The organism is Klebsiella sp. K-3 (assembly GCF_051207495.1).
Classification (GTDB): domain Bacteria; phylum Pseudomonadota; class Gammaproteobacteria; order Enterobacterales; family Enterobacteriaceae; genus Klebsiella; species Klebsiella aerogenes.
Window position 1 is genome coordinate 359,519 of sequence record NZ_JBPNXF010000004.1, and the last position, 21,713, is coordinate 381,231.

The window sequence follows — 21,713 nt, forward strand, 5'->3', positions numbered from 1 at the left end:
CACAAAATAATCTACAGAGTGAATTATACTTGGATCAGTGCTGTACGAAGCCGTGACAAGGGGGACGCTATGAACCATGTCTGGGGACTCTTCTCTCATCCTAATCAAGAGATGAGCGTGATCAAGAGTGAAAATGAGACCGTTTCGCATCACTACACGCACCATGTGCTGGTGATGGCGGCGGTTCCGGTTATCTGCGCCTTTATCGGTACGACGCAGCTCGGCTGGAACTTCGGCGACGGTACGGTGATTAAGCTCTCGCTGATGACCGGGTTGGTATTAGCGGTACTGTTTTACGCCGTGATGCTGGCCGGGGTGGCGGTGATGGGGCGGGTGATCTGGTGGATGGCCAGAAGCTATCCGCAGCAGCCGTCGCTGAAACGCTGTATGGTCTTTGCCGGCTACGTTGCGACGCCGCTATTTTTAAGCGGGATCGTGGCGCTCTATCCGCTGGTATGGCTGTGTGCGCTGATAGGCACCATCGCGCTGTTTTACACCGGTTATCTGTTGTATCTGGGGATTCCGACCTTCCTGAGCATTAATAAGGAAGAGGGGCTCAGCTTCGCCAGCTCGACTCTGGCTATCGGGGTGCTGGTGCTGGAAGTGCTGCTGGCGATTACCGTCGTGCTGTGGGGTTACGGGTACCGACTCTTCTAATCAAATGCATTGCCGGCAGAAATGAATAATTATGTCGGCAATGCAGCATTTACTCACGATTCTTATTGGCCTCAGGGCGTTATGACGCGGTATGATGGCGTTTGCCAGCGGCGTAGCTCACTTTACGCCGCGGCGTACGTTCTATAGCGTGCAAAAATACTTTTCAGAATGCCCATGATGCCGAATTTTCGAATTTCTTTGCTCAGCCTGACTTTGCTGCTGGCTGTGCCTTTTGCGCCCCAGGCGATAGCAAAAACCAGTGCGGTAACCGCCGCTTCACAGCCGGATATCGCTTCCGGTAGCGCGATGATCGTCGATCTGGCGACCAAGAAAATCATTTACGCCAGCCAGCCCGATTTGGTGCGCCCGATGGCGTCTATTACCAAAGTGATGACCGCCATGGTAGTGCTGGATGCGCATTTACCGCTGGACGAAATGCTGACCGTTGATATCAGCCAGACGCCGGAGATGAAAGGCATATATTCCCGCGTGCGTCTTAACAGCCAAATTAGCCGCCGCAATATGCTGCTGCTGGCGCTGATGTCCTCGGAGAACCGCGCCGCCGCCAGCCTGGCGCACCACTATCCTGGCGGTTATAACGCTTTTATCCGCGCGATGAACGCCAAAGCGCAGGCGCTGGGGATGACCCATACACGCTATGTTGAGCCGACCGGCCTGTCGGTGCATAACGTCTCCACGGCGCGCGATCTGACTAAGCTGCTGATCGCCAGCGAACAATACCCGCTGATCGGCCAGCTAAGCACCACCAAAGAAGATACCGCCACTTTTGCGCATCCGGCTTATACCTTGCCGTTCCGCAATACCAACCACCTGGTGTATCGCGATAACTGGAATATTCAGTTGACCAAAACCGGCTTTACCAACGCCGCCGGCCACTGCCTGATTATGCGCACGGTGATTAACCAACGCCCGGTGGCGCTGGTTGTAATGGACGCGTTTGGCAAATATACCCACTTTGCCGACGCCAGCCGTTTACGGACCTGGATTGAAACCGGCAAGGTGATGCCGGTTCCGGCATCCGCATTGAGTTATAAAAAGCAGCGTGAAGCGCAGATGGCGGAAGCGATGCTGAAAGGCGGCACGCAGACCGCACAGAACGATTAATTTGTCCTTCCCCGGATTACGCCGTAATCCGGGAATTTTGATATCACTCTGGTAACGTCCAGTCGCCGTCGCCAAGCTGGCGCTGCATGATTAGGGTATCGCGCCAGTCTCCCATCTTATAGCCGACGCTGCGCAGCTGTCCGGCAACGGTAAAGCCAAATTTCTTATGAATGGCAATCGAGCCGGCGTTGTTATGTCCGTCGCCGATAATCGCCAGCATCTGCCGCCACGGCCCCTGTTCACATTGCGCAATGAGCCGCGTCAGTAGCGCGCTGCCGATGCCGCGCCCGCCCATGCCGGACTCAACGTAAATCGACTCTTCCAGCGTATAGCGGTATGCCGGGCGAGGGCGGTAAAAGGTGGCGTAGCAGTAGCCGACGATGGTGCCGCGCCACAGCGCGACCAGCCAGGGAAGCCCGTTATCGCGTACAGTTTTGATTCGCTTACGCATTTCGTCGACGGTAGGCGGGATCTCTTCAAATGAGGCGCGGCCGTTAAGCACGTGCCAGACGTACAGCGCGGCAATCGCATGCGCGTCATCAGGCAGCGCTTCGCGGATCTCTAAGTCGGCGTCTTGTAACTTATCCTTGGCGGACATGGGGGCTCCTCAAGCTAATTGGCCGGAGAGTCTTTTTCTCCGGCCTGCAGCGTAATACAGAAGCCCGGCGGCTGAATAGTCCTGGTGACGATTATTGTGCTTTCGTTGGCTTCTGCGCCTCGCCCCAGTATTTTTGTTTGCTGGTTTTGCCGATACCCGGATTCATGCTGTTGGTGGGATCGTTCTGGCGATAGAAGCGCTTTAAACTCTCCGCCGCTTCATACAGATGGCCGACGTTGTGCTCCGCCGGGTACTGCGCGCCGCGCGCTTTCAACAGATCCAGCATTTTTTCCTTCAGTTCGTGTGCATCGACCCCTTTCTTCACGATGTAATCCTGGTGGAAGACGTGACACATAAAGTGGCCATAGTAGAGCTTGTAGACTAGCTGGCTATCGATTTCCGCAGGCAGATGTTCGAACCATTCGGTGTCATTGCGGCGCAGGGCGATGTCCAGCGCCAGAATATCTTCCACTTCGTCGGCATGTACCGCCTGATAGCGGATCGCCGCGCCGGCGGCGGCGAAGCGGTGCAGGAATGCCTTGCTGCCTTCTTCCGCGGTACAGGCAAAGAAATCGCCTTCAGCCTGCTGGAAATACTCCGTAAGCCACTTCTGCGCTTCTTCGATGCCGTCGCCGGCCATCTTCAGCAGCAGATGATGTTCGTACTTATCGCGCCAGGCTTTCATACGCTCCGGCAGGTGCGCCGGGAAGGCATGACCGAGCTTCTGCATAAAGCGGTCGGTGAAGTGCGGCTTGAACAGGGAGACTTTTTCCAGCATCGCGTCGGTGCGCCCCTTCATAGTGAAGAAGAACGGCATTTTGTCGGTGCCGAGCTTATCGATCATCAGGAAAGTGTCTTTGCCATATTTTTCGGCGATATCGTAAATATCGCGGTGCATATATTCGCCGGCCACCGGCAGATTATTGAATTCAGCGAGGATGTGACGGCGGATTTCGGTGAGCGCTTCCGGCTGATTGGTGCCGATATAGAACACCTGCTGGCGTTTTTCCGCCGGAAAAGTATCGAGACGAACGGCGAAGACCGCCAGTTTACCGGCGCAGCCGGAGGATTCGAACAGGCGGTCCGGGTCGGCGTTATAGCGAGCCGGGGTATCGGCGTTGACATCACGCACGCGGGTGACGTAATCGTGATCGTGGGCGTGACGGCCATCATGCTGCACGTCTGCATCGTTGATACGATCATCGTCGAGGCGGCTCAGGATTTGTTCCGGCGTCGCGCCTAAATCGATTCCCAGATGGTTGACTAATTTCAGCTTGCCGTCGGCGTCAATCTGCGCAAACAGCGACATTTCGGTATAGGCAGGTCCGCGCTGCACCAGTGAACCGCCGGAATTGTTACAGATACCGCCGATAACCGATGCGCCGATGCAAGAAGAGCCGATCACCGAGTGCGGTTCGCGGCCCAGCGGTTTTAGCGCTTTTTCCAGTGAATAGAGGGTGGTGCCAGGGTAGGCCAGCACCTGCTCGCCCTTATCCAGCAGGTGCAGCTTGTCCAGACGCAGCGTGCTGATAATGACAATTTCACGATCGTAATCATTGCCGCTCGGGGTGGAGCCTTCGGTGAGGCCGGTATTCGCCGCCTGCATCAGGATAATTTTGTCAGCTTGAACGCAGGCGCTGAGAACTCGCCATAGTTCAAGCAGGGTACCGGGGAACACCACCGCCAGCGCATCGCCGTGGCCGGAGCGGAAACCTTTTCTGTAACGCTGGGTTTTCGCCGGATCGGTTAACAGATGCGAGGAGCCAACCAGCCGCGCCAGTTCCGCCAAAAAGGGAGGGTTATTTATTGTTGTTGCAGATGACATGATTCACTCCTTGTGGGCACAGGAAAGCTATATCGCTGTTAGCATACCGCTTTGTATGACAATTTGGTGCATGAATGTTTCTATAAATCAGATAAGAACCTTAGCATTCTACGGGCGCGTTGTTTATATATATGGCAAACTGCGGTTTTTGCTGCGTTTTCGCTGGGCTATTAGCACCGAATCAAAGAGGGATACATAATAATGAAATGGTTGTGTACTGTTGGCGTCGCCGTGAGCCTGGCGCTGCAACCCGCGCTGGCCGATGAGCTGTTTGGTAACCATCCGCTGACGCCTGAGGCGCGAGATGCGTTTGTTAGCGAACTGCTGAAAAAAATGACGGTCGATGAAAAAATCGGTCAGCTGCGCTTAATCAGCGTCGGCCCGGATAACCCGAAAGAGGCGATCCGGGAAATGATCAAAGACGGTCAGGTAGGGGCGATTTTTAATACCGTAACCCGGCCTGATATCCGCGTGATGCAGGATCAGGTGATGCAGCTAAGCCGCCTGAAGATCCCGCTGTTTTTCGCCTACGATGTGCTGCACGGCCAGCGTACCGTCTTCCCGATAAGCCTCGGTCTGGCCTCCTCTTTTAATCTCGACGCGGTGAATACCGTCGGGCGTATCTCGGCCTACGAAGCGGCTGACGATGGTCTTAATATGACCTGGGCGCCGATGGTCGACGTCTCTCGCGACCCGCGCTGGGGCCGCGCCTCCGAAGGTTTTGGCGAGGATACTTACCTGACCACCGTGATGGGTCAAGCGATGGTGGAGTCGATGCAGGGTAAGAGCCCGGCAGACCGCTATTCGGTGATGACCAGCGTTAAACACTTCGCCGCCTACGGCGCGGTTGAAGGCGGCAAAGAGTACAACACCGTCGATATGAGCCCGCAGCGCCTGTTCAACGACTACATGCCGCCGTATAAAGCCGGTCTCGATGCCGGCAGCGGCGCGGTGATGGTGGCGCTAAACTCGCTCAACGGTACTCCGGCCACTGCCGATTCCTGGCTGCTGAAAGACGTCCTGCGCGACCAGTGGGGCTTCAAAGGCATCACCGTTTCCGACCATGGCGCCATCAAAGAGCTGATTAAACACGGCGTCGCCTCCGACCCGGAAGACGCGGTGCGCGTCGCGCTGAAGTCCGGTATCAACATGAGCATGAGCGATGAGTACTACAGCAAATATCTGCCGGGGCTGGTGAAATCCGGCAAGGTGACGATGGCTGAGTTGGATGACGCTACCCGTCACGTGCTCAACGTCAAGTATGACATGGGGCTGTTCAACGATCCGTACAGCCACCTGGGGCCGAAAGCGTCCGACCCGCAGGACACCAACGCCGAAAGCCGTCTGCATCGTAAAGAGGCGCGCGAAGTGGCGCGAGAAAGCCTGGTGCTGCTGAAAAATCGTCTCGATACCCTGCCGCTGAAAAAATCCGGCACGATCGCCGTAGTAGGCGCGCTGGCGGATAGCAAGCGCGACATGATGGGCAGTTGGTCGGCGGCGGGCGTGGCCGATCAGTCGGTCACCGTGCTGACCGGCATCAAAGAAGCGCTGGGCGATAAAGGCAAAGTGATTTATGCCAAAGGCGCTAACGTTACCGACGATAAAGGCATTGTCGATTTCCTTAACCTGTATGAGAAAGCAGTGCAAGTCGACCCGCGCTCGCCGCAGGAGATGATCGATGAAGCCGTGGCGGCGGCGAAACAGTCCGACGTGGTCGTTGCGGTAGTGGGCGAAGCGCAGGGCATGGCGCATGAGGCTTCCAGCCGGACCGATATCACCCTGCCGCAAAGCCAACGCGACCTGATTAGCGCGCTGAAAGCGACCGGTAAGCCGCTGGTGCTGGTGCTGATGAACGGCCGTCCGCTGGCGCTGGTGAAAGAGGATCAGCAGGCTGATGCGCTGCTGGAGACCTGGTTTGCCGGTACTGAAGGCGGGCATGCAATCGCCGATGTGCTGTTTGGCGATTATAACCCTTCCGGTAAGCTGCCGATGTCCTTCCCGCGTTCGGTGGGGCAGATCCCGACCTACTACAGCCATCTGAATACCGGCCGTCCGTATAATCCGGAAAAGCCCAATAAATACACCTCGCGTTATTTCGATCAAGCGAACGGCCCGCTGTATCCATTTGGCTATGGCCTGAGCTACACCACCTTTAGCGTTTCTGATGTCAAAATGTCGGCGCCAACGATGCCGCGCGACGGCAGCGTGACCGCCAGCGTGCAGGTGACCAACACCGGCAAGCGCGAAGGGGCGACGGTGATCCAGCTTTATTTGCAGGACGTGACCGCGTCGATGAGTCGGCCGGTGAAAATGCTGCGCGGCTTTAAGAAGGTGAATCTCAAGCCGGGCGAGACGCAAACCGTTAGCTTCCCGATTGATGTTGAAGCGCTGAAGTTCTGGAACCAGCAGATGAAATACGTTGCCGAACCGGGCAAATTTAACGTCTTTATCGGCGTCGATTCCGCCCGCGTTAAGCAGAGCGAATTTGAGCTGCTGTAGTCGCGAGCCCTGTAAAAAGGGATAAACCGGGTGTTACACCTGAAAGGCCGATTAATCGGCCTTTTCTTTTTCGTTAAATGGCCAAATGGACTACGCTTTTCTCTTAAGCTTCTGTAAGCGAAGCGTATAAAAATGAGGGAAGCGGGATGATGATGGCAATGAAATGGTCAGGTGTAATGGCGCTTGCAGCCCTGCTTAGCCTGCCGCTGCAGGCGGCGGAACCGGTGAAGGTGGGCTCGAAAATTGATACAGAAGGGGCGCTGCTCGGCAATATCATTTTGCAGGTGCTGGAAAGCCATGGGGTGAAAACGGTCAATAAAGTCCAGCTTGGCACCACGCCGGTGGTTCGCGGAGCGATTACCGCTGGTGAACTGGATATCTATCCGGAATATACCGGCAACGGTGCTTTCTTCTTTAAAGATGAAAATGACCCGGCGTGGAAAAACGCCAAACAGGGCTATGAAAAAGTTAAGAAGCTGGACGCGGAAAAAAACAAGCTGATCTGGCTGACCCCGGCTCCCGCCAATAATACCTGGACTATCGCGGTGCGACAGGAGGTGGCAGAGCAAAATCATCTTACTTCTTTGGCCGATCTTAGCGCCTATCTACAGAAGGGCGGCGATTTTAAACTGGCGGCTTCCGCGGAGTTTATTGAGCGCGCCGATGCCCTGCCGGCATTTGAAAAAGCTTACGGATTTAAGCTTAATCAGAATCAGCTGTTGTCGCTGGCGGGCGGCGATACCGCAGTGACGATCAAAGCGGCGGCACAGCAAACCTCCGGCGTTAACGCGGCGATGGCCTATGGTACCGATGGGCCGGTGGCGGCGCTGGGGTTACAAACCCTGAGCGATCCAAAAGGCGTACAGCCCATTTACGCGCCGGCGCCGGTTGTGCGCGACGCGGTGCTGAAGGCGTATCCGCAGATGGCGCAGTGGCTGGAGCCGGTGTTCGCCAGCCTCGATGAAAAAACGTTGCAGAAATTAAACGCCAGCATTGCCGTTGAAGGGCGTGACGCGAAGAGCGTGGCCGCCGATTACCTGCAACAAAAAGGGCTGCTGAAGTAAGGACTGGTGACTATTCGTTGTTATAACCGCGTGGCGCTGCTGCTCACGCTACTGCTGTTGGCCGTGGCGGCGCTGCCGTTTGTCACTTATGCCCCTAACCGTCTGCTCTCCGGGGAAGCGCGTTGGCTTTGGACGCAGATGCCGTGGCTGGCGGCGGCGCAGCTGGCGGGGGGGCTGCTGTTATTGCTAATGTGTTGGCTCCCCGGTCGTCTGGCGTTGCTCGGTAGTCTGCTTATTGCCGATTTACTCCTGCCTTTACTAATGTGGGGCGCCGGAGAAATCGCGCTACAGCTGGTGCAACAGGGCTCCCCGCTGGCGCGTACTTCTCCCGGTAGCGGATTATGGCTTGCTCTCGCGCTATGCCTGCTGATTGCCAGCGATATTATTCGCCGTTTGACGCCGCGAGCGCTGTGGCGTTGGTTGCTGAATGCGCAGCTTTGGCTGCTACCGTGCCTGCTGCTGTGGCATGGGGCGCTCGACCAACTCTCTTTGCTGAAAGAATATGCTAACCGTGAGGATGTCTTTAATGACGCGCTGCGTCAGCATCTATGGCTATTGTTCGGGACGTTGCTGCCCGGATTGTTATTGGGTCTATCGATAGGCTTTGTCCTCTGGCGACGCCCCAGCTGGCAGGCGCCGGTATTCACCTTCCTTAATGTGATTCAAACTATTCCCTCGGTGGCGTTATTCGGTTTATTGATTGCGCCGTTGGCCGGGTTGACGCGCCATTTTCCGTGGCTGGGGGATATTGGCATTTCCGGAACCGGTCTGGCGCCGGCGCTGATCGCGCTGGTGCTGTACGCGCTATTGCCGCTGGTGCGTGGGGTGGTGACCGGGCTGCAACAGGTACCGCGCGAGGCGCTGGAAAGCGCGACCGCGATGGGAATGAGCGGCGGACAGCGTTTCCGCCAGGTCCAAATGCCGTTGGCGCTACCAATTCTGCTGCGCAGCTTGCGGGTGGTCAGCGTGCAGACCGTCGGTATGGCGGTGGTGGCGGCGCTGATAGGCGCGGGCGGCTTCGGCGCTTTGGTGTTTCAGGGGCTCCTCAGCAGCGCGCTGGATTTGGTGCTGCTGGGGGTCATTCCGACGATTGCGCTGGCGGTGGTAGTGGACGCCGTGTTTGCGCTATGGGGCGCGTTGCTAAAAGGAGAGGCGCATGATTGAGTTCGACGGGGTGAATAAAGCCTTTGCCGGGCAGCCGGCGGTAAAGGATCTCAACCTGCATCTGCGCGAGGGGGCGTTTTCGGTGTTGATAGGGACGTCCGGCTCCGGAAAATCGACCACTCTGAAGATGATTAATCAACTCGTGGAACAGGATAGCGGAGTGATACGCTTCGCCGGCGAGGATATCCGCCGACAGCCGCTGCTGACGCTACGTCGCCGTATGGGGTACGCCATTCAGTCTATCGGCCTGTTTCCACACTGGACGGTGGCGCAGAATATCGCCACCGTGCCGCAGCTGCAAAAGTGGCCGCGCGGAAAAATTAACGAGCGGATTGATGAACTCATGGCGTTACTTGGCCTGGAACCTCTGCTGCGCGATCGCTACCCGCATCAGCTTTCCGGCGGCCAGCAGCAGCGCGTTGGCGTGGCGCGGGCGCTGGCGGCCAACCCGGAGGTGCTGTTAATGGATGAGCCATTTGGCGCGCTGGATCCGGTCACCCGCGAAGCGTTGCAGCAGGAGATGCTGCGCATTCATCGTCTGTTTGGGCGCACGATCGTGCTCGTCACCCATGATATCGACGAAGCGCTACGCCTGGCGGATCATCTGGTGCTGATGGACGGCGGCGAAGTGGTGCAGCAGGGGGAGCCGTTACAAATGCTGCTGCAGCCGAAAAACGCTTTTGTTGAAACCTTTTTTGGCCGTAGCGAACTGGGCGTTCGGTTGCTCTCGCTACGCGGCGTTGGGGATTACCTGCGCCGGGATGAACGGCTGACGGGCGATGCGCTGAACGTCTCTATGACGTTGCGCGAGGCGCTGTCGCAATTTGTGGCCCACCGCCGCGACGTTTTGCCGGTGGTCGATGAACAGGGCGAAGCGTGTGGTACGTTGCACTTTGCAGACCTGCTACACGATAGGGGCACGACGTGAAGGCGCTTCGCGATCCGCTGCTGTGGCTGGTGGCGTTGTTTATCGCGCTGCTGCTGGCATTGCCCCACAGCGCGCCGCTGTTTAGCTGGCTGTTTCCGGAGCTGCCGCGCCCGGTGTATCAGCAGGAGAGTTTTCTGGCGCTGACGCTGGCCCACTTTTGGCTGGTGGCGCTCTCCAGTATTGCCGCGACTGTTATCGGCGTGGGGGCGGGGGTTCTCGTCACCCGACCCGCCGGACGAGAGTTTCGCCCACTGGTGGAAACCATCGCCGCCATGGGACAGACATTTCCGCCGGTAGCGGTACTGGCGATCGCGGTTCCGGTGATGGGGTTCGGCTGGCAGCCAGCGCTTATTGCGCTGGCGCTATACGGAATATTGCCCGTGCTGCAGGGAACGCTGGCTGGATTAAGTTCGATATCACCTGGGGTATTGAATATTGCCGAGGGGATGGGGATGAGCGGTTGGCAGCGGTTGTGTAAGGTGGAGCTGCCGCTGGCGGCGCCGGTAATGCTGGCCGGGATCCGCACCTCGACCATCGTCAATATTGGTACGGCAACCATTGCCTCAACGGTGGGCGCCAACACGCTCGGCACGCCGATAATTATCGGCCTCAGCGGTTTTAATACCGCTTATGTGCTGCAGGGGGCGCTGCTGGTGGCGCTCGCCGCGATCATTATCGACCGCTTTTTTGAGCGGCTGAACCAGTGGATCAGCCGACACCACCGCGAACAATAAACGAGTAACCCGCCAGCATGACGCCGCCGATCCCGCCAATGGCCATGCATAAGAAGAGGGTAATGACCGCGATTTTCGCAGGCTTCATGATAGGCTCCTTTTGTTAACGGTGGGATTATACGGTGAAGCGCAGGTGTTAATGAAACATTAATTGCTATTTAGCCAGATCAGATTTTCCCGCTGTTCCCATTCGCGGAGCTGCGCTGCCTGCGGGCTACCCGGCGGCGCGGGGCACCACACCAGCAGGGTACTGTCGGGAAATAGCTGCGGGCGGATCTGATTAAGCGAATGCGCGACAATATCCACCCGCCAGCCCTGCTCGCAGGCGATCCACCCTTCCAGCCACAATTGAGTGGTGTCATCGGTATTCCAACCCACCACCACCGCGTGATGACCGGGGCGCTTCCAGGCGTGGGCGAGACATTGGGCGATGTGGTTGATTAAGATACCATCGAGCAGGCTACGCAGCGCCAGTAAAGTCGGCTGAGGGCTTAACAGGCGGTGACGAAGCGGATTAAGCAGATGATGTACCAGCATCTGTGCGCTATAGCTGTGGCTGCGCTCTTTGAGCCATAGCCGCACCCGTTGGTAATGACCTTCCTGCAGAAAACCGAGCAAAATTTCCTGCTGTTCGCGCCAGCCGTCTTCGACATCCGCTTCGCGATCGGGCAGCAGATTTTTTACCTTACCGACCTGAACGCCGGCATCAATCCAGCGCTTAATTTCGCGGATGCGATCGATTTCACTGTCATTGAATAAACGATGGCCGCCATCGGTGCGTTGCGGCTTGATAAGTTCATAACGTCGCTGCCAGGCTCGCAGCGTCACGGGGTTGATATCACAAAGCTGAGCCACTTCGCCTATCGTATACAGCGCCATTTTCTCCTCCCGCCGTGTTTCTCCTCATTTAACTGTAGAAGGGGTTTATCAATTGTTCATTTTTTGCACTTTACGGCGACGGCGAGACGGTGAGAAGTGTGATCGTCACCATGATTTATCATTTTCTTGTATCGCTTCAAAGAAAGTTATAAGCGGTCAGTGTATGTTACGCGCTTTCAAAGGTTGTGTGGTTGGCGGGTATGTACGAGTTCGATCTGGTATTGCTGCTGCTCCAGCAGATGTGCGTGTTTCTGGTCATCGCCTGGCTGATGAGTAAAACGCGGCTGTTCATCCCCCTGATGCAGGTCACCGTGCGTCTACCGCATAAGTTGCTGTGCTATGTCACCTTCTCGATTTTTTGCATTATGGGGACCTATTTCGGTCTACATATCGAAGACTCTATTGCTAATACACGCGCTATTGGCGCAGTGATGGGCGGCCTGCTCGGCGGCCCGGTGGTCGGCGGTCTGGTGGGGTTGACCGGAGGCCTGCATCGCTATTCGCTGGGCGGAATGACGGCGCTAAGCTGTATGGTGTCGACCATAGTTGAAGGGCTGCTCGGTGGCCTGGTGCACAGCATTCTGATTAAACGCGGACGTCCGGACAAAGTTTTCAGCCCGCTCACCGCCGGGGCGATAACCTTTTTCGCTGAACTGGTACAGATGCTGATAATCCTGCTGATTGCGCGGCCATTCCAGGATGCGCTGCACCTGGTGCAGAGTATTGCCGCGCCAATGATGGTTACCAATACCGTCGGCGCCGCGCTGTTTATGCGTATCCTGCTGGATAAACGGGCGATGTTTGAGAAATACACTTCGGCTTTTTCCGCCACCGCGCTAAAGGTGGCAGCCTCCACCGAGGGGATCCTGCGCCAGGGATTCAACGAAGAGAACAGTATGAAGGTCGCTCAGGTGCTGATTCAGGAACTTGATATTGGCGCTGTGGCGATTACCGACCGTGACAGGCTGCTGGCGTTTACCGGTATCGGCGACGATCATCATCTACCAGGTAAACCTATCTCCTCTTCCTATACACAAAAGGCGATTGATACCGGCGAAGTGGTTTATGCCGACGGCAACGAGGTGCCATACCGCTGCTCAATTCATCCTGGCTGTAAACTGGGCTCGACGCTGGTCATTCCGCTGCGCGGTGAGAATCAACGGGTCATTGGCACCATCAAGCTGTATGAAGCGAAAAACCGCCTGTTTAGCTCGATTAACCGCACGTTGGGGGAGGGGATAGCGCAACTGCTGTCGGCGCAGATCCTCGCTGGCCAGTATGAACGGCAGAAAGCGTTGCTGACCCAGTCGGAAATTAAGCTGCTACACGCCCAGGTCAACCCGCACTTTCTGTTTAACGCCCTTAACACCCTTAAGGCGGTGATCCGTCGCGATAGCGATCAGGCCGGACAGCTGGTGCAGTATCTATCGACCTTCTTTCGCAAAAATCTGAAGCGACCAACGGAGATCGTCACCCTGGCGGACGAAATTGAACATGTGAATGCCTATCTGCAAATTGAGAAGGCGCGATTCCAGGATAATTTGCAGATACGCATGCAGGTGCCTGCGTCGCTTGAGCACCTGCAACTACCGGCATTTACGTTACAGCCGATAGTTGAAAACGCAATCAAGCACGGCACTTCTCAGCATCTTGGCGTAGGCGAAATTACCATTCGCGCCAGTCAGCATGAGCGTTGGCTACAGCTGGACGTGGAAGACAATGCCGGGCTTTACCGGGATAACCCTAATGCCAGCGGGCTTGGGATGAGTCTGGTGGACAGACGACTGCGCACGCGCTTCGGCGCCGACTGCGGAATTAGCGTCACTTGCGAAGCGGAACAATATACCCGCATCACGCTGCGACTGCCTGTGGAGGAGAATGCATGCTAAAAGTTTTAATCGTCGATGATGAGCCGCTGGCGCGGGAAAATCTGCGCATCCTGCTGGAGGCGCAAAGCGATATTGATATCGTCGGCGAATGCGGCAACGCCGTCGAGGCGATTGGCGCAGTGCATAAGCTGCGCCCGGACGTGCTGTTTCTGGATATTCAAATGCCGCGTATCAGTGGGTTGGAGATGGTTGGCATGCTCGATCCAGAACATCGCCCCTATATCGTCTTTTTAACGGCCTTCGATGAGTATGCGGTGAAGGCCTTTGAAGAGCACGCCTTCGATTATCTGCTCAAGCCTATCGAAAACGCCCGGCTGGAGAAAACCCTGAGTCGCCTGCGCCACGAGCGCAGCCTGCAGGATGTATCACTATTGGATGATGCTCAGCAGGCGCTGAAGTATATTCCCTGTACCGGCCACAGCCGCATCTGGCTGCTGCAGATGGAAGATGTGGCTTTTGTGAGTAGCCGAATGAGCGGGATTTACGTCACCGATAGTGAAGGCAAAGAAGGGTTTACCGAACTGACTTTGCGTACGCTGGAAAGCCGTACGCCGCTGTTGCGCTGCCACCGTCAATATCTCGTTAACATGGCGCATTTGAAGGAGATCCGCCTTGAGGAGAATGGGCAGGCGGAATTGTTAATGCGCGCCGGACAAACGGTGCCGGTCAGCCGCCGCTATCTGAAAAGCCTGAAAGAGGCGATTGGTCTGTAAAAACGCGGAATCATGGTAGACTTAGCGCCAGCATTTTTCATCATGAAGGCATTATGATCAGTAACGATATTTTACGTAGCCTGCGCTACACCCTGAAAACGAATAATAACGGTCTGGTACGCATCTTTGCGCTGGCGGATGCGCCGGTGAGTGCGGAACAACTGGTACCCTGGCTGAAAAAAGAAGACGAAGAAGGGTTTGCGCGCTGCCCGGATGTCGTACTGTCGAATTTCCTCAACGGTCTGATTTACGACAAGCGCGGCAAAGACGAGTCGGCGCCGCCGCTGGCGGTTGAGCGCCGGGTGAATAACAATATCGTACTGAAAAAATTGCGTATCGCCTTTTCGCTGAAGACCGACGACATTCTGGCGATCCTGACTCAGCAAAAATTCCGCGTGTCGATGCCGGAAATTACCGCCATGATGCGCGCGCCGAACCACAAAAACTACCGCGAATGCGGCGATCAGTTTTTGCGCTATTTCCTGCGCGGTCTTACCGAGCGCGAGCACGCCAAAGGCTAAGCGCCAGACGTGACCCGGGCCTGCGCCCGGGCCCTGTCTCTCTTTACTTCTTCACTTCTTTAAAACCCTGCGATTCCAGCAGCTTAGTTGACACGGATAGCGAAACAAACTGCTGTGAGCAGTCGGTGAACATCGAGCCCGGCAGTTTGCACAGCTCGCTGATTTTCGCTTTGCTGAAATCCACGGTCAGATGCTCAAGCGCGTAGGAATCTTTATAGTCGATGGTCTGCTCAACGCCCTGTAGATTACGATACACGCTGCTAATCGGCTCAATAATGGCCCGCGCCTGTTCTTTATTTTCGGCGCCGATCGATTTATAGGGAATAGTGTTGTCGGCATCCTGACGCAGTACTTTGTCGCCATCATAGTGGTAGGTAAAGCTGAGTTCGACGCCGTTAGTATTCAGCGCAAAGGTTTTACTCTCTTCTTTTTTATTATCGCAGCCGGCGAGCGCCGCCAGCAGAACGGATACGGCCAGCACGCCAGCCATCTTGCGGTTTAATTTCATCACGATTCCCTATGTTGAGTGGTATTGCGCGTCCAGAGAGGAACAGACAGTAATGATTATTATGGCGATTACGCATTGTCGCAACAGAAGGCGTGAAGGGAATAAAAAAAGCGCTGCCGGAGCAGCGCTTTTGCGAGGTTTATTTAACCTGCTGACCCGGCTGTGCGCCGCTGTCAGGGCTTAACAGGAAGATATCTTTCCCGCCGGGGCCGGCGGCCATCACCATCCCTTCGGAGATGCCGAAGCGCATTTTACGCGGCGCCAGGTTAGCGACCATCACCGTCAGGCGGCCAATCAGCGCCTGCGGATCCGGGTAGGCGGAGCGGATGCCGGAGAAGACGTTACGCTTCTCGCCGCCGAGATCCAGCGTCAGGCGCAGCAGCTTATCGGAACCGTCGACGAACTCGGCGTTTTCAATCAGCGCGATACGCATATCCACTTTAGCGAAATCGTCAAAGGAGATAGTTTCCTGGATCGGATCATCGGCCAGTGGACCGGTGACCGGCGCGGCGGCGGCTTTAACTTCTTCTTTAGAGGCTTCCACCAGCGCTTCGACCTGTTTCATTTCAATGCGGTTGTACAGCGCTTTGAAGGCGTTAACCTTGTGCGCCAGCAGCGGCTGCTGGATGGCGTCCCAGCTCAGCTCGGTGTTGAGGAACGCTTCAGCGCGCGCGCTCAGACCAGGCAGAACCGGCTTCAGCCAGGTCATCAGCACGCGGAACATGTTCAGCCCCATGGTGCAGATTGCCTGCAGGTCGGCGTCGCGGCCTTCCTGTTTTGCCACCACCCACGGCGCCTGCTCGTCGACATAGCGGTTAGCGACATCGGCCAGCGCCATAATTTCGCGGATTGCTTTACCGAACTCGCGGCTTTCCCACGCTTCGCCGATAGCGGCAGCCGCATCGGTGAAGGTTTTATACAGCGCCGGGTCAGCCAGCTCAGCGGAGAGCATGCCGTCAAAGCGTTTATTGATAAAGCCGGCGTTACGTGAGGCCAGGTTGACCACTTTGTTAACGATATCGGCGTTAACGCGCTGGATAAAGTCTTCCAGGTTCAGGTCGATATCATCGATGCGCGAAGAGAGCTTAGCGGTGTAGTAATAGCGCAGACTGTCGGCATCAAAATGGTTCAGCCAGGTGCTGGCTTTGATAAAGGTGCCGCGAGATTTGGACATCTTGGCGCCGTTTACCGTGACATAGCCGTGAACGAACAGATTGGTCGGCTTACGGAAGTTGCTGCCTTCCAGCATGGCCGGCCAGAACAGGCTGTGGAAGTAAACAATGTCTTTACCGATGAAGTGATACAGCTCGGCGCTGGAATCTTTCTTCCAGTATTCATCGAAGCTGGTCGTGTCGCCGCGTTTATCGCACAGATTCTTAAAGGAACCCATGTAACCGATCGGCGCATCCAGCCAGACGTAGAAGTATTTGCCCGGCGCATTCGGAATTTCAAAACCAAAGTACGGCGCATCACGGGAAATATCCCACTGTTGCAGACCGGATTCGAACCACTCCTGCATTTTGTTCGCCACCTGCTCCTGCAGCGCGCCGCTGCGGGTCCACGCCTGCAGCATTTCGCTAAAGGACGGCAGGTCGAAGAAGAAGTGCTCAGATTCACGCATTACCGGCGTCGCGCCGGACACCACGGATTTCGGGTCGATAAGCTCCGTCGGGCTGTAGGTCGCGCCGCAGACTTCGCAGTTATCGCCGTACTGGTCCGGGGATTTACACTTCGGACAGGTACCTTTGACGAAACGGTCCGGCAGGAACATGCCCTTTTCCGGGTCGTAGAGCTGAGAGATGGTGCGGTTTTTAATAAAGCCGTTTTCTTTCAGACGGGTATAGATAAGCTCCGACAGCTCGCGGTTCTCGTCGCTGTGCGTCGAGTGGTAGTTGTCGTAGCTGATATCGAAACCGGCAAAATCGGTCTGATGCTCCTGACTCATCTCGCCAATCATCTGCTCCGGGGTGATGCCAAGCTGCTGCGCTTTCAGCATAATCGGGGTGCCGTGGGCGTCGTCGGCGCAGATGAAGTTGACTTCGTGGCCGCGCATTCGCTGGTAACGGACCCAGACATCAGCCTGGATGTGCTCCAGCATGTGGCCGAGGTGGATAGAGCCGTTGGCGTACGGCAGCGCGCACGTTACCAGAATTTTTTTCGCGACTTGAGTCATAGTGGGCATTACATCTTCTGTTGTAAAAAGGGCTTTTGATGTTACCTGAAAGGCAATAATTTGGTAAGCCCAAAGCTTATTGTGGGGGAATTATTCCCTTTCAGGTAAACTTAACGGACAAGAATCAACTCACAATAACAAAGGAGTCGGGATGAGTTCGCAATCCCAGGCCAAATCCCCCGAACGTCTACGTGCGATGGTCGCCGGGACTCTGGCTAATTTCCAGCACCCAACCCTGAAACATAACCTCACCACGCTAAAGGCGCTGCACCATGTCGCCTGGCTTGACGATACCGTGCATATCGAGATCCAAATGCCGTTCGTCTGGACCCGCGCGTTTGAGGCGTTGAAGGAGCAATGCAGCGCCGAGCTGCTGCGTATCACCGGCGCGAAAGCCATCGACTGGAAGCTCTCTCACAGTATCGCCACCCTGAAACGGGTGAAAAACCAGCCGGGCATTAATGGCGTGAAAAACATCATCGCCGTGAGTTCTGGTAAAGGCGGGGTGGGCAAATCCTCTACCGCCGTGAACCTCGCGCTGGCGCTGGCGGCGGAAGGGGCCAAAGTGGGTATCCTCGATGCCGACATCTATGGCCCGTCGATTCCGACCATGCTTGGCGCGGAAGACAGCCGCCCGACATCCCCGGACGGCACCCATATGGCGCCGATCATGAAGTATGGCCTGGCGACTAACTCCATTGGGTATCTGGTGACCGACGACAACGCCATGGTGTGGCGCGGCCCGATGGCCAGTAAGGCGCTGATGCAGATGCTGCAGGAGACGCTGTGGCCGGATCTGGATTACCTGGTACTGGACATGCCGCCGGGAACCGGAGACATCCAGCTGACCCTGGCGCAGAACATTCCGGTAACCGGCGCGGTGGTGGTGACGACGCCGCAGGACATCGCGCTGATCGACGCCAAAAAAGGCATCGTGATGTTTGAGAAAGTAGAAGTGCCGGTCGTAGGCATCGTGGAAAACATGAGCATGCATATTTGCAGCAACTGCGGGCACCACGAACCTATCTTCGGCACTGGCGGCGCCGAGAAGCTGGCGGCGAAGTACCACACTCAGTTGCTAGGCCAGTTACCATTACATATCACGCTGCGTGAAGATCTGGATAAAGGCACGCCGACGGTCATTGCTCGTCCGGAAAGCGAGTTTACCGATATCTACCGCCAGCTGGCGGGACGCGTGGCGGCGCAGATGTACTGGCAGGGCGAAGTTATCCCGAGCGAAATAGCCTTCCGCGCCGTTTAAGGCTGGGTGTAACGCATCAGCCAATAATCTCCGTCAGGAGACGCGCCCTGGGCTTCGAATTTCCAGCCGTGATGCTGGTAGAAGCGCAGGGCGTTTTCATTTCGCGACAGACATTTCAGCGTACCGCTGTGCTTAAATGAGCGCTGAACCTGTTCCAGCAGCAGACTACCGACGCCTTTTCCCTGCCACTGCGGATCCACGAACAGGTTATGCAGGAAGTTGTCGATAACCCACACCGAGGCGAATCCTGCCAGCGTATCGCCGCATTCGGCGACCCATAGCTGCTCGTCTTGTACCACCGCATCAAAATCTTCCAGCCGCCATTGATCGCTGTTAAGCCATGTCCACGAGGCCATACGCGCGTCAAGGAATAGCTGGCGCAGGCGAGGATAGTCGCTGTCGTGACCGGGGCGAATGCGCAGTTGCGGCTGCGTCGATGACTTAGCGATGATAGAAAATCTCGCCGTCATACACCTTCAGGATCTTGCCTTCGGTGTCGGTGATCAGGACGTAGTTGCCGCCCATGTAGGTCCAGTGGCTGCCGGCATCCGGCGCAGGCAGGTTACGCTGTTGCCACTGCTTGATGTTGTACTCAGGAGTGAGGTACATCGCCGGCACGGTATCGCCAATATGAAATTGGGTAAAATCAGCGGTGAATTCTTTCATCGCATACTGTTCAATCCCGGAGGCCGGCGCCGCCCAGCTTGCGCTGGCGCTGGCAAGAAGTACGCCCAGAAGCATCATTTTTGTTTTACGCATATTTTCCTCAATATTACCTGGACTCAAAATAGCAGCCTCGTATCATTCCTGAAGCGCTGCTGAAATGGCAAGCACTGGTTTTTTAAAAAGTGTAAGCAAAACACGGCTGAAGTCTTGTGCCGCTTGCGTTGTTGCGCGGTAAATCGCTATTTTGGGAGCATTCTGAAGCTTTGGAGAATTGGCATGTTCAGGCTGGAAGATCTGACCTTATTTGTCCGCGCGGCGGCGTTAGGCAGTTTTAGCGAGGCGGCACGAGAAGCGGGGCAGCAGCCTGCGCAGGTAAGCGCAGCGATCAAACGCCTGGAAACGACGCTTAATATTCGCCTTTTTGCTCGTTCGACCCGTAGCCTGCGCCTGACCCCGGAGGGCGAAACCTGGCTCCCCTATGCCACCCAGATGCTCGATACCCTTCAGGCCGGGCTACAGAAAATTCAGACGCCAGGGGATGAAGTACGCGGCACGCTGCAAATTGCCGTGCCATCCGATCTAGGGCGTAACCTGCTGCTCAAGGTATTTTGCGCTTTTCGCGAACGTCATCCGGCGCTGCGCCTGCGGCTGCACTTTTCCGATCATCTGACCGACGTGTTTAAAGATCCGGTGGATGTCGCTTTTCGCTACGGCTACCACGAAGACGCTTCGTTTATCTCGCTGCCCGTCGCGCCGGAAAACCGTCGGGTGTTGGTTGCTTCACCGCAGTGGATTGCCCGCCACGGTCAAATCAGTAGCCTCGAGGAATTATCCCGGCACAGCGCGCTGTTGTACGTATTACGTGGCCGACCTTTTGACCGCTGGCCGCTGATTTCAGGTAATGAAGTGCATACCGTGGAGATGAACGGCGCGATTATGAGTGATGATGCGGAGGTGATCCGTCGGCTGGCGGTAGCCGGTGAGGGAATCGCTTATAAATCGTTTCTCGATGTCAGCGACGATCTGCGAGAAGGGCGTCTGGTGCGGCTGCTGCCGGACTATCAGGGCGATTTAACGCCGCTGAATATGATTTGTCCGCACCGCAAGCAGCTCTCTGCCGCGGTGCGTTTGTTATATCAAGAGGTGAAATCACATTGTGAAGCGCTTAGTGCTTAACTAAGGTCGCGAAGTAATAGATTAGCGGGATCGCCAGCACCCACAGGCCAATCGGAATTTCACGCCACTTGCCGGCGATCGCTTTGATGACAATGTAAAACAGCAGCCCGCCGGCGATACCGGTGCCGAAGCTGTTGGCGATGAGCGTAATCATCACCATCATTAACACCGGCAGACCGTCGGTGAAGTTTCCCAGATCGACTTTGCGCAGGCCGCTGAACATATTCAGGCCAATCAGAATTAACGCCGGCGCGGTGGCCTCTTTAGGGATCATGAGCGCCACCGGCGTAAACAGCAGCATCAACAGGAACATCACCGCCGCCGCCAGCGCAGTAAGGCCGGTCTTGCCGCCGGCTTCGGCCGCCGCGGATGATTCAATCAGCGCCGTGGCCGCCGGAATACCGACCCACGGGCCCAGCGCGGCGGCAATCGAATCGACCATAAACGGGCGATTAATCTGCGGCATGTTGCCTTCTTCATCCAGCAAGCCCGCCTCGCCGCCGACCGCCAGTGTCGTACCCATGGTCGAGAAAAACTCGGACGCGAAAAAGACGAACAGGAACGGCAGGAAGGCGATATTTAATGCCCCCAACAGATCGATTTGCCCGAACACCGGAGCCAGCGAGTGCGGAACGTCAATAAAGCTGTCAGGTAGCTTTGTCACGCCGAACGGAATACCCACCAGGGTGGCGAACAGAATGGCCCACAGTATCGCGCCTGGTACTTTACGCGCCTGTAGCGCTATCGCCAGAAACAGGCCGCACAGCGCCACCAGCGCGCCGGGGGCAAGAAAATCACCGAGCATCAGGGCGTTGGTTTTGGCATTCGCCAACACCAGCCCGGCATTGCGAAAGCCAAGAACGGCAACGAATAACCCGATCGAAGCCGTGAGCCCCAGCTTAATTGACTGCGGTACCGAGCGGGTGACCACTTCGCGCAGGCCGAATTGGGTCAACAGGAAGAAGAGGATCCCCGACCAGCAGGCAATCCCGAGGCCAATCTGCCAGCCAATACCTTCGCTGCCCGCCAGCGTCACCCCCACCAGTACCGAGCCGCCAATGCCCGGACCAACGATAAACGGCAGGTTGGCATAAAACGCCATTAATAACGAACCGGCGACAAAGACCAGGATGGTGCCCGTGGTGGCGGCGCCTTTATCCATTCCGCCAATCGCCAGCAGTCCTGGAATGACCACCAGTAAATAGGCGGCGGCGAGAAAGCCGGTGATCCCGGCCAGGCATTCGGTGCGTAGCGAACCGCCCCGTGCGCGCAGCGCAAAACGGCGCTCCAGCCAGTGGCTACGGGCAGAAGTATGAAGTGTGTTATCGGCCAT

Annotated in this window: 21 protein-coding genes; 12 read left to right on the forward strand and 9 right to left on the reverse strand. The window is 56.4% G+C overall.

Annotated features, from left to right (window positions below):
* Positions 1 to 69: 69 nt before the first annotated feature.
* Together ACSEMK_RS08600 and pbpG are read left to right on the forward strand one after the other, a co-directional pair.
* Positions 70 to 657 carry a Yip1 family protein gene (locus ACSEMK_RS08600; RefSeq protein WP_087860174.1) on the forward strand — a complete coding sequence of 196 codons (588 nt, stop codon included), beginning with the start codon at positions 70 to 72 and terminating at the stop codon, positions 655 to 657.
* 174 nt (positions 658 to 831) lie between these two features.
* Entirely contained in the window at positions 832 to 1,782 is a 951-nt protein-coding gene (gene pbpG, locus ACSEMK_RS08605) for a D-alanyl-D-alanine endopeptidase (protein ID WP_161799877.1), read from the forward strand.
* A gap of 43 nt (positions 1,783 to 1,825) precedes the next feature.
* On the opposite strand, the gene ACSEMK_RS08610 is transcribed toward pbpG, so the two are convergent.
* Both ACSEMK_RS08610 and dld read right to left on the reverse strand, forming a co-directional pair.
* Positions 1,826 to 2,380 carry a GNAT family N-acetyltransferase gene (locus ACSEMK_RS08610; RefSeq protein ID WP_015365736.1) on the reverse strand — a complete coding sequence of 185 codons (555 nt, stop codon included), beginning with the start codon at positions 2,378 to 2,380 and terminating at the stop codon, positions 1,826 to 1,828.
* Positions 2,381 to 2,471: 91 nt separating this feature from the next.
* Positions 2,472 to 4,205, reverse strand: coding sequence for a D-lactate dehydrogenase (gene dld / locus ACSEMK_RS08615; RefSeq protein WP_430914775.1), 1,734 nt, complete (start codon positions 4,203 to 4,205; stop codon positions 2,472 to 2,474).
* 201 nt (positions 4,206 to 4,406) lie between these two features.
* Between dld and bglX the strand changes: the two genes are divergently transcribed.
* From bglX to ACSEMK_RS08640, 5 genes are all read left to right on the forward strand, one after another.
* Complete coding sequence (gene bglX / locus ACSEMK_RS08620) at positions 4,407 to 6,704, forward strand: beta-glucosidase BglX (protein ID WP_430914776.1); 2,298 nt, start codon at positions 4,407 to 4,409, stop codon at positions 6,702 to 6,704.
* A gap of 146 nt (positions 6,705 to 6,850) precedes the next feature.
* Positions 6,851 to 7,768 (forward strand): glycine betaine ABC transporter substrate-binding protein OsmF, encoded by a 918-nt coding sequence (gene osmF, locus ACSEMK_RS08625; protein WP_045391246.1) that lies wholly within the window; start codon positions 6,851 to 6,853, stop codon positions 7,766 to 7,768.
* 6 nt (positions 7,769 to 7,774) lie between these two features.
* The gene (locus tag ACSEMK_RS08630) at positions 7,775 to 8,932 is read left to right on the forward strand and encodes an ABC transporter permease (RefSeq protein ID WP_113374374.1); all 1,158 of its coding nucleotides are present in this window, start codon (positions 7,775 to 7,777) and stop codon (positions 8,930 to 8,932) included.
* Positions 8,925 to 9,860 carry an ABC transporter ATP-binding protein gene (locus ACSEMK_RS08635; protein ID WP_113374375.1) on the forward strand — a complete coding sequence of 312 codons (936 nt, stop codon included), beginning with the start codon at positions 8,925 to 8,927 and terminating at the stop codon, positions 9,858 to 9,860. The genes ACSEMK_RS08630 and ACSEMK_RS08635 overlap by 8 nt, the downstream gene beginning before the upstream one ends.
* Positions 9,857 to 10,594: an ABC transporter permease gene (locus ACSEMK_RS08640; RefSeq protein WP_087860180.1), complete on the forward strand. Its 738-nt coding sequence runs from the start codon at positions 9,857 to 9,859 to the stop codon at positions 10,592 to 10,594. Before ACSEMK_RS08635 ends, ACSEMK_RS08640 begins: the two co-directional genes overlap by 4 nt.
* Here the strand turns inward: ACSEMK_RS08640 and ACSEMK_RS08645 are convergent.
* Both ACSEMK_RS08645 and ACSEMK_RS08650 read right to left on the reverse strand, forming a co-directional pair.
* A complete protein-coding gene (locus ACSEMK_RS08645; protein WP_015365743.1) occupies positions 10,569 to 10,682 on the reverse strand; it encodes a protein YohO in 114 nt (37 codons plus the stop codon). The two genes, ACSEMK_RS08640 and ACSEMK_RS08645, sit on opposite strands and share 26 nt — an antisense overlap.
* A 59-nt stretch (positions 10,683 to 10,741) precedes the next feature.
* Complete coding sequence (locus ACSEMK_RS08650; protein ID WP_113374376.1) at positions 10,742 to 11,473, reverse strand: MerR family transcriptional regulator; 732 nt, start codon at positions 11,471 to 11,473, stop codon at positions 10,742 to 10,744.
* Positions 11,474 to 11,673: 200 nt separating this feature from the next.
* Between ACSEMK_RS08650 and ACSEMK_RS08655 the strand changes: the two genes are divergently transcribed.
* Genes ACSEMK_RS08655 through ACSEMK_RS08665 form a run of 3 tightly spaced genes read left to right on the forward strand, consistent with a single transcriptional unit; the run spans position 11,674 to position 14,596 of the window.
* Positions 11,674 to 13,362, forward strand: coding sequence for a sensor histidine kinase (locus ACSEMK_RS08655; RefSeq protein ID WP_087860182.1), 1,689 nt, complete (start codon positions 11,674 to 11,676; stop codon positions 13,360 to 13,362).
* Positions 13,356 to 14,075, forward strand: a complete 720-nt coding sequence (gene btsR, locus ACSEMK_RS08660) for a two-component system response regulator BtsR (RefSeq protein WP_087860183.1) — start codon at positions 13,356 to 13,358, stop codon at positions 14,073 to 14,075. The genes ACSEMK_RS08655 and btsR overlap by 7 nt, the downstream gene beginning before the upstream one ends.
* A gap of 53 nt (positions 14,076 to 14,128) precedes the next feature.
* The gene (locus ACSEMK_RS08665) at positions 14,129 to 14,596 is read left to right on the forward strand and encodes a DUF1456 family protein (protein ID WP_430914778.1); all 468 of its coding nucleotides are present in this window, start codon (positions 14,129 to 14,131) and stop codon (positions 14,594 to 14,596) included.
* A 43-nt stretch (positions 14,597 to 14,639) separates the two neighbouring features.
* On the opposite strand, the gene ACSEMK_RS08670 is transcribed toward ACSEMK_RS08665, so the two are convergent.
* Entirely contained in the window at positions 14,640 to 15,104 is a 465-nt protein-coding gene (locus ACSEMK_RS08670; protein ID WP_411325862.1) for a YehR family lipoprotein, read from the reverse strand.
* Between the two features lie 139 nt (positions 15,105 to 15,243).
* Entirely contained in the window at positions 15,244 to 17,277 is a 2,034-nt protein-coding gene (gene metG / locus ACSEMK_RS08675; RefSeq protein ID WP_045377042.1) for a methionine--tRNA ligase, read from the reverse strand.
* A gap of 151 nt (positions 17,278 to 17,428) precedes the next feature.
* On the opposite strand from metG, the gene apbC reads away from it, so the two are divergent.
* Positions 17,429 to 18,538 (forward strand): iron-sulfur cluster carrier protein ApbC, encoded by a 1,110-nt coding sequence (gene apbC, locus ACSEMK_RS08680; protein WP_015365751.1) that lies wholly within the window; start codon positions 17,429 to 17,431, stop codon positions 18,536 to 18,538.
* Here the strand turns inward: apbC and ACSEMK_RS08685 are convergent.
* Both ACSEMK_RS08685 and ACSEMK_RS08690 read right to left on the reverse strand, forming a co-directional pair.
* Complete coding sequence (locus ACSEMK_RS08685) at positions 18,535 to 18,987, reverse strand: GNAT family N-acetyltransferase (protein ID WP_259678468.1); 453 nt, start codon at positions 18,985 to 18,987, stop codon at positions 18,535 to 18,537. The two genes, apbC and ACSEMK_RS08685, sit on opposite strands and share 4 nt — an antisense overlap.
* Positions 18,980 to 19,297 carry an RcnB family protein gene (locus tag ACSEMK_RS08690; RefSeq protein ID WP_087860184.1) on the reverse strand — a complete coding sequence of 106 codons (318 nt, stop codon included), beginning with the start codon at positions 19,295 to 19,297 and terminating at the stop codon, positions 18,980 to 18,982. Before ACSEMK_RS08690 ends, ACSEMK_RS08685 begins: the two co-directional genes overlap by 8 nt.
* A 183-nt stretch (positions 19,298 to 19,480) precedes the next feature.
* Here ACSEMK_RS08690 and ACSEMK_RS08695 point away from each other — a divergent pair, with 183 nt between their 5' ends.
* Positions 19,481 to 20,380 carry a LysR family transcriptional regulator gene (locus tag ACSEMK_RS08695; RefSeq protein ID WP_087860186.1) on the forward strand — a complete coding sequence of 300 codons (900 nt, stop codon included), beginning with the start codon at positions 19,481 to 19,483 and terminating at the stop codon, positions 20,378 to 20,380.
* On the opposite strand, the gene ACSEMK_RS08700 is transcribed toward ACSEMK_RS08695, so the two are convergent.
* Entirely contained in the window at positions 20,370 to 21,713 is a 1,344-nt protein-coding gene (locus ACSEMK_RS08700; protein WP_113374378.1) for an NCS2 family permease, read from the reverse strand. The genes ACSEMK_RS08695 and ACSEMK_RS08700 overlap by 11 nt on opposite strands.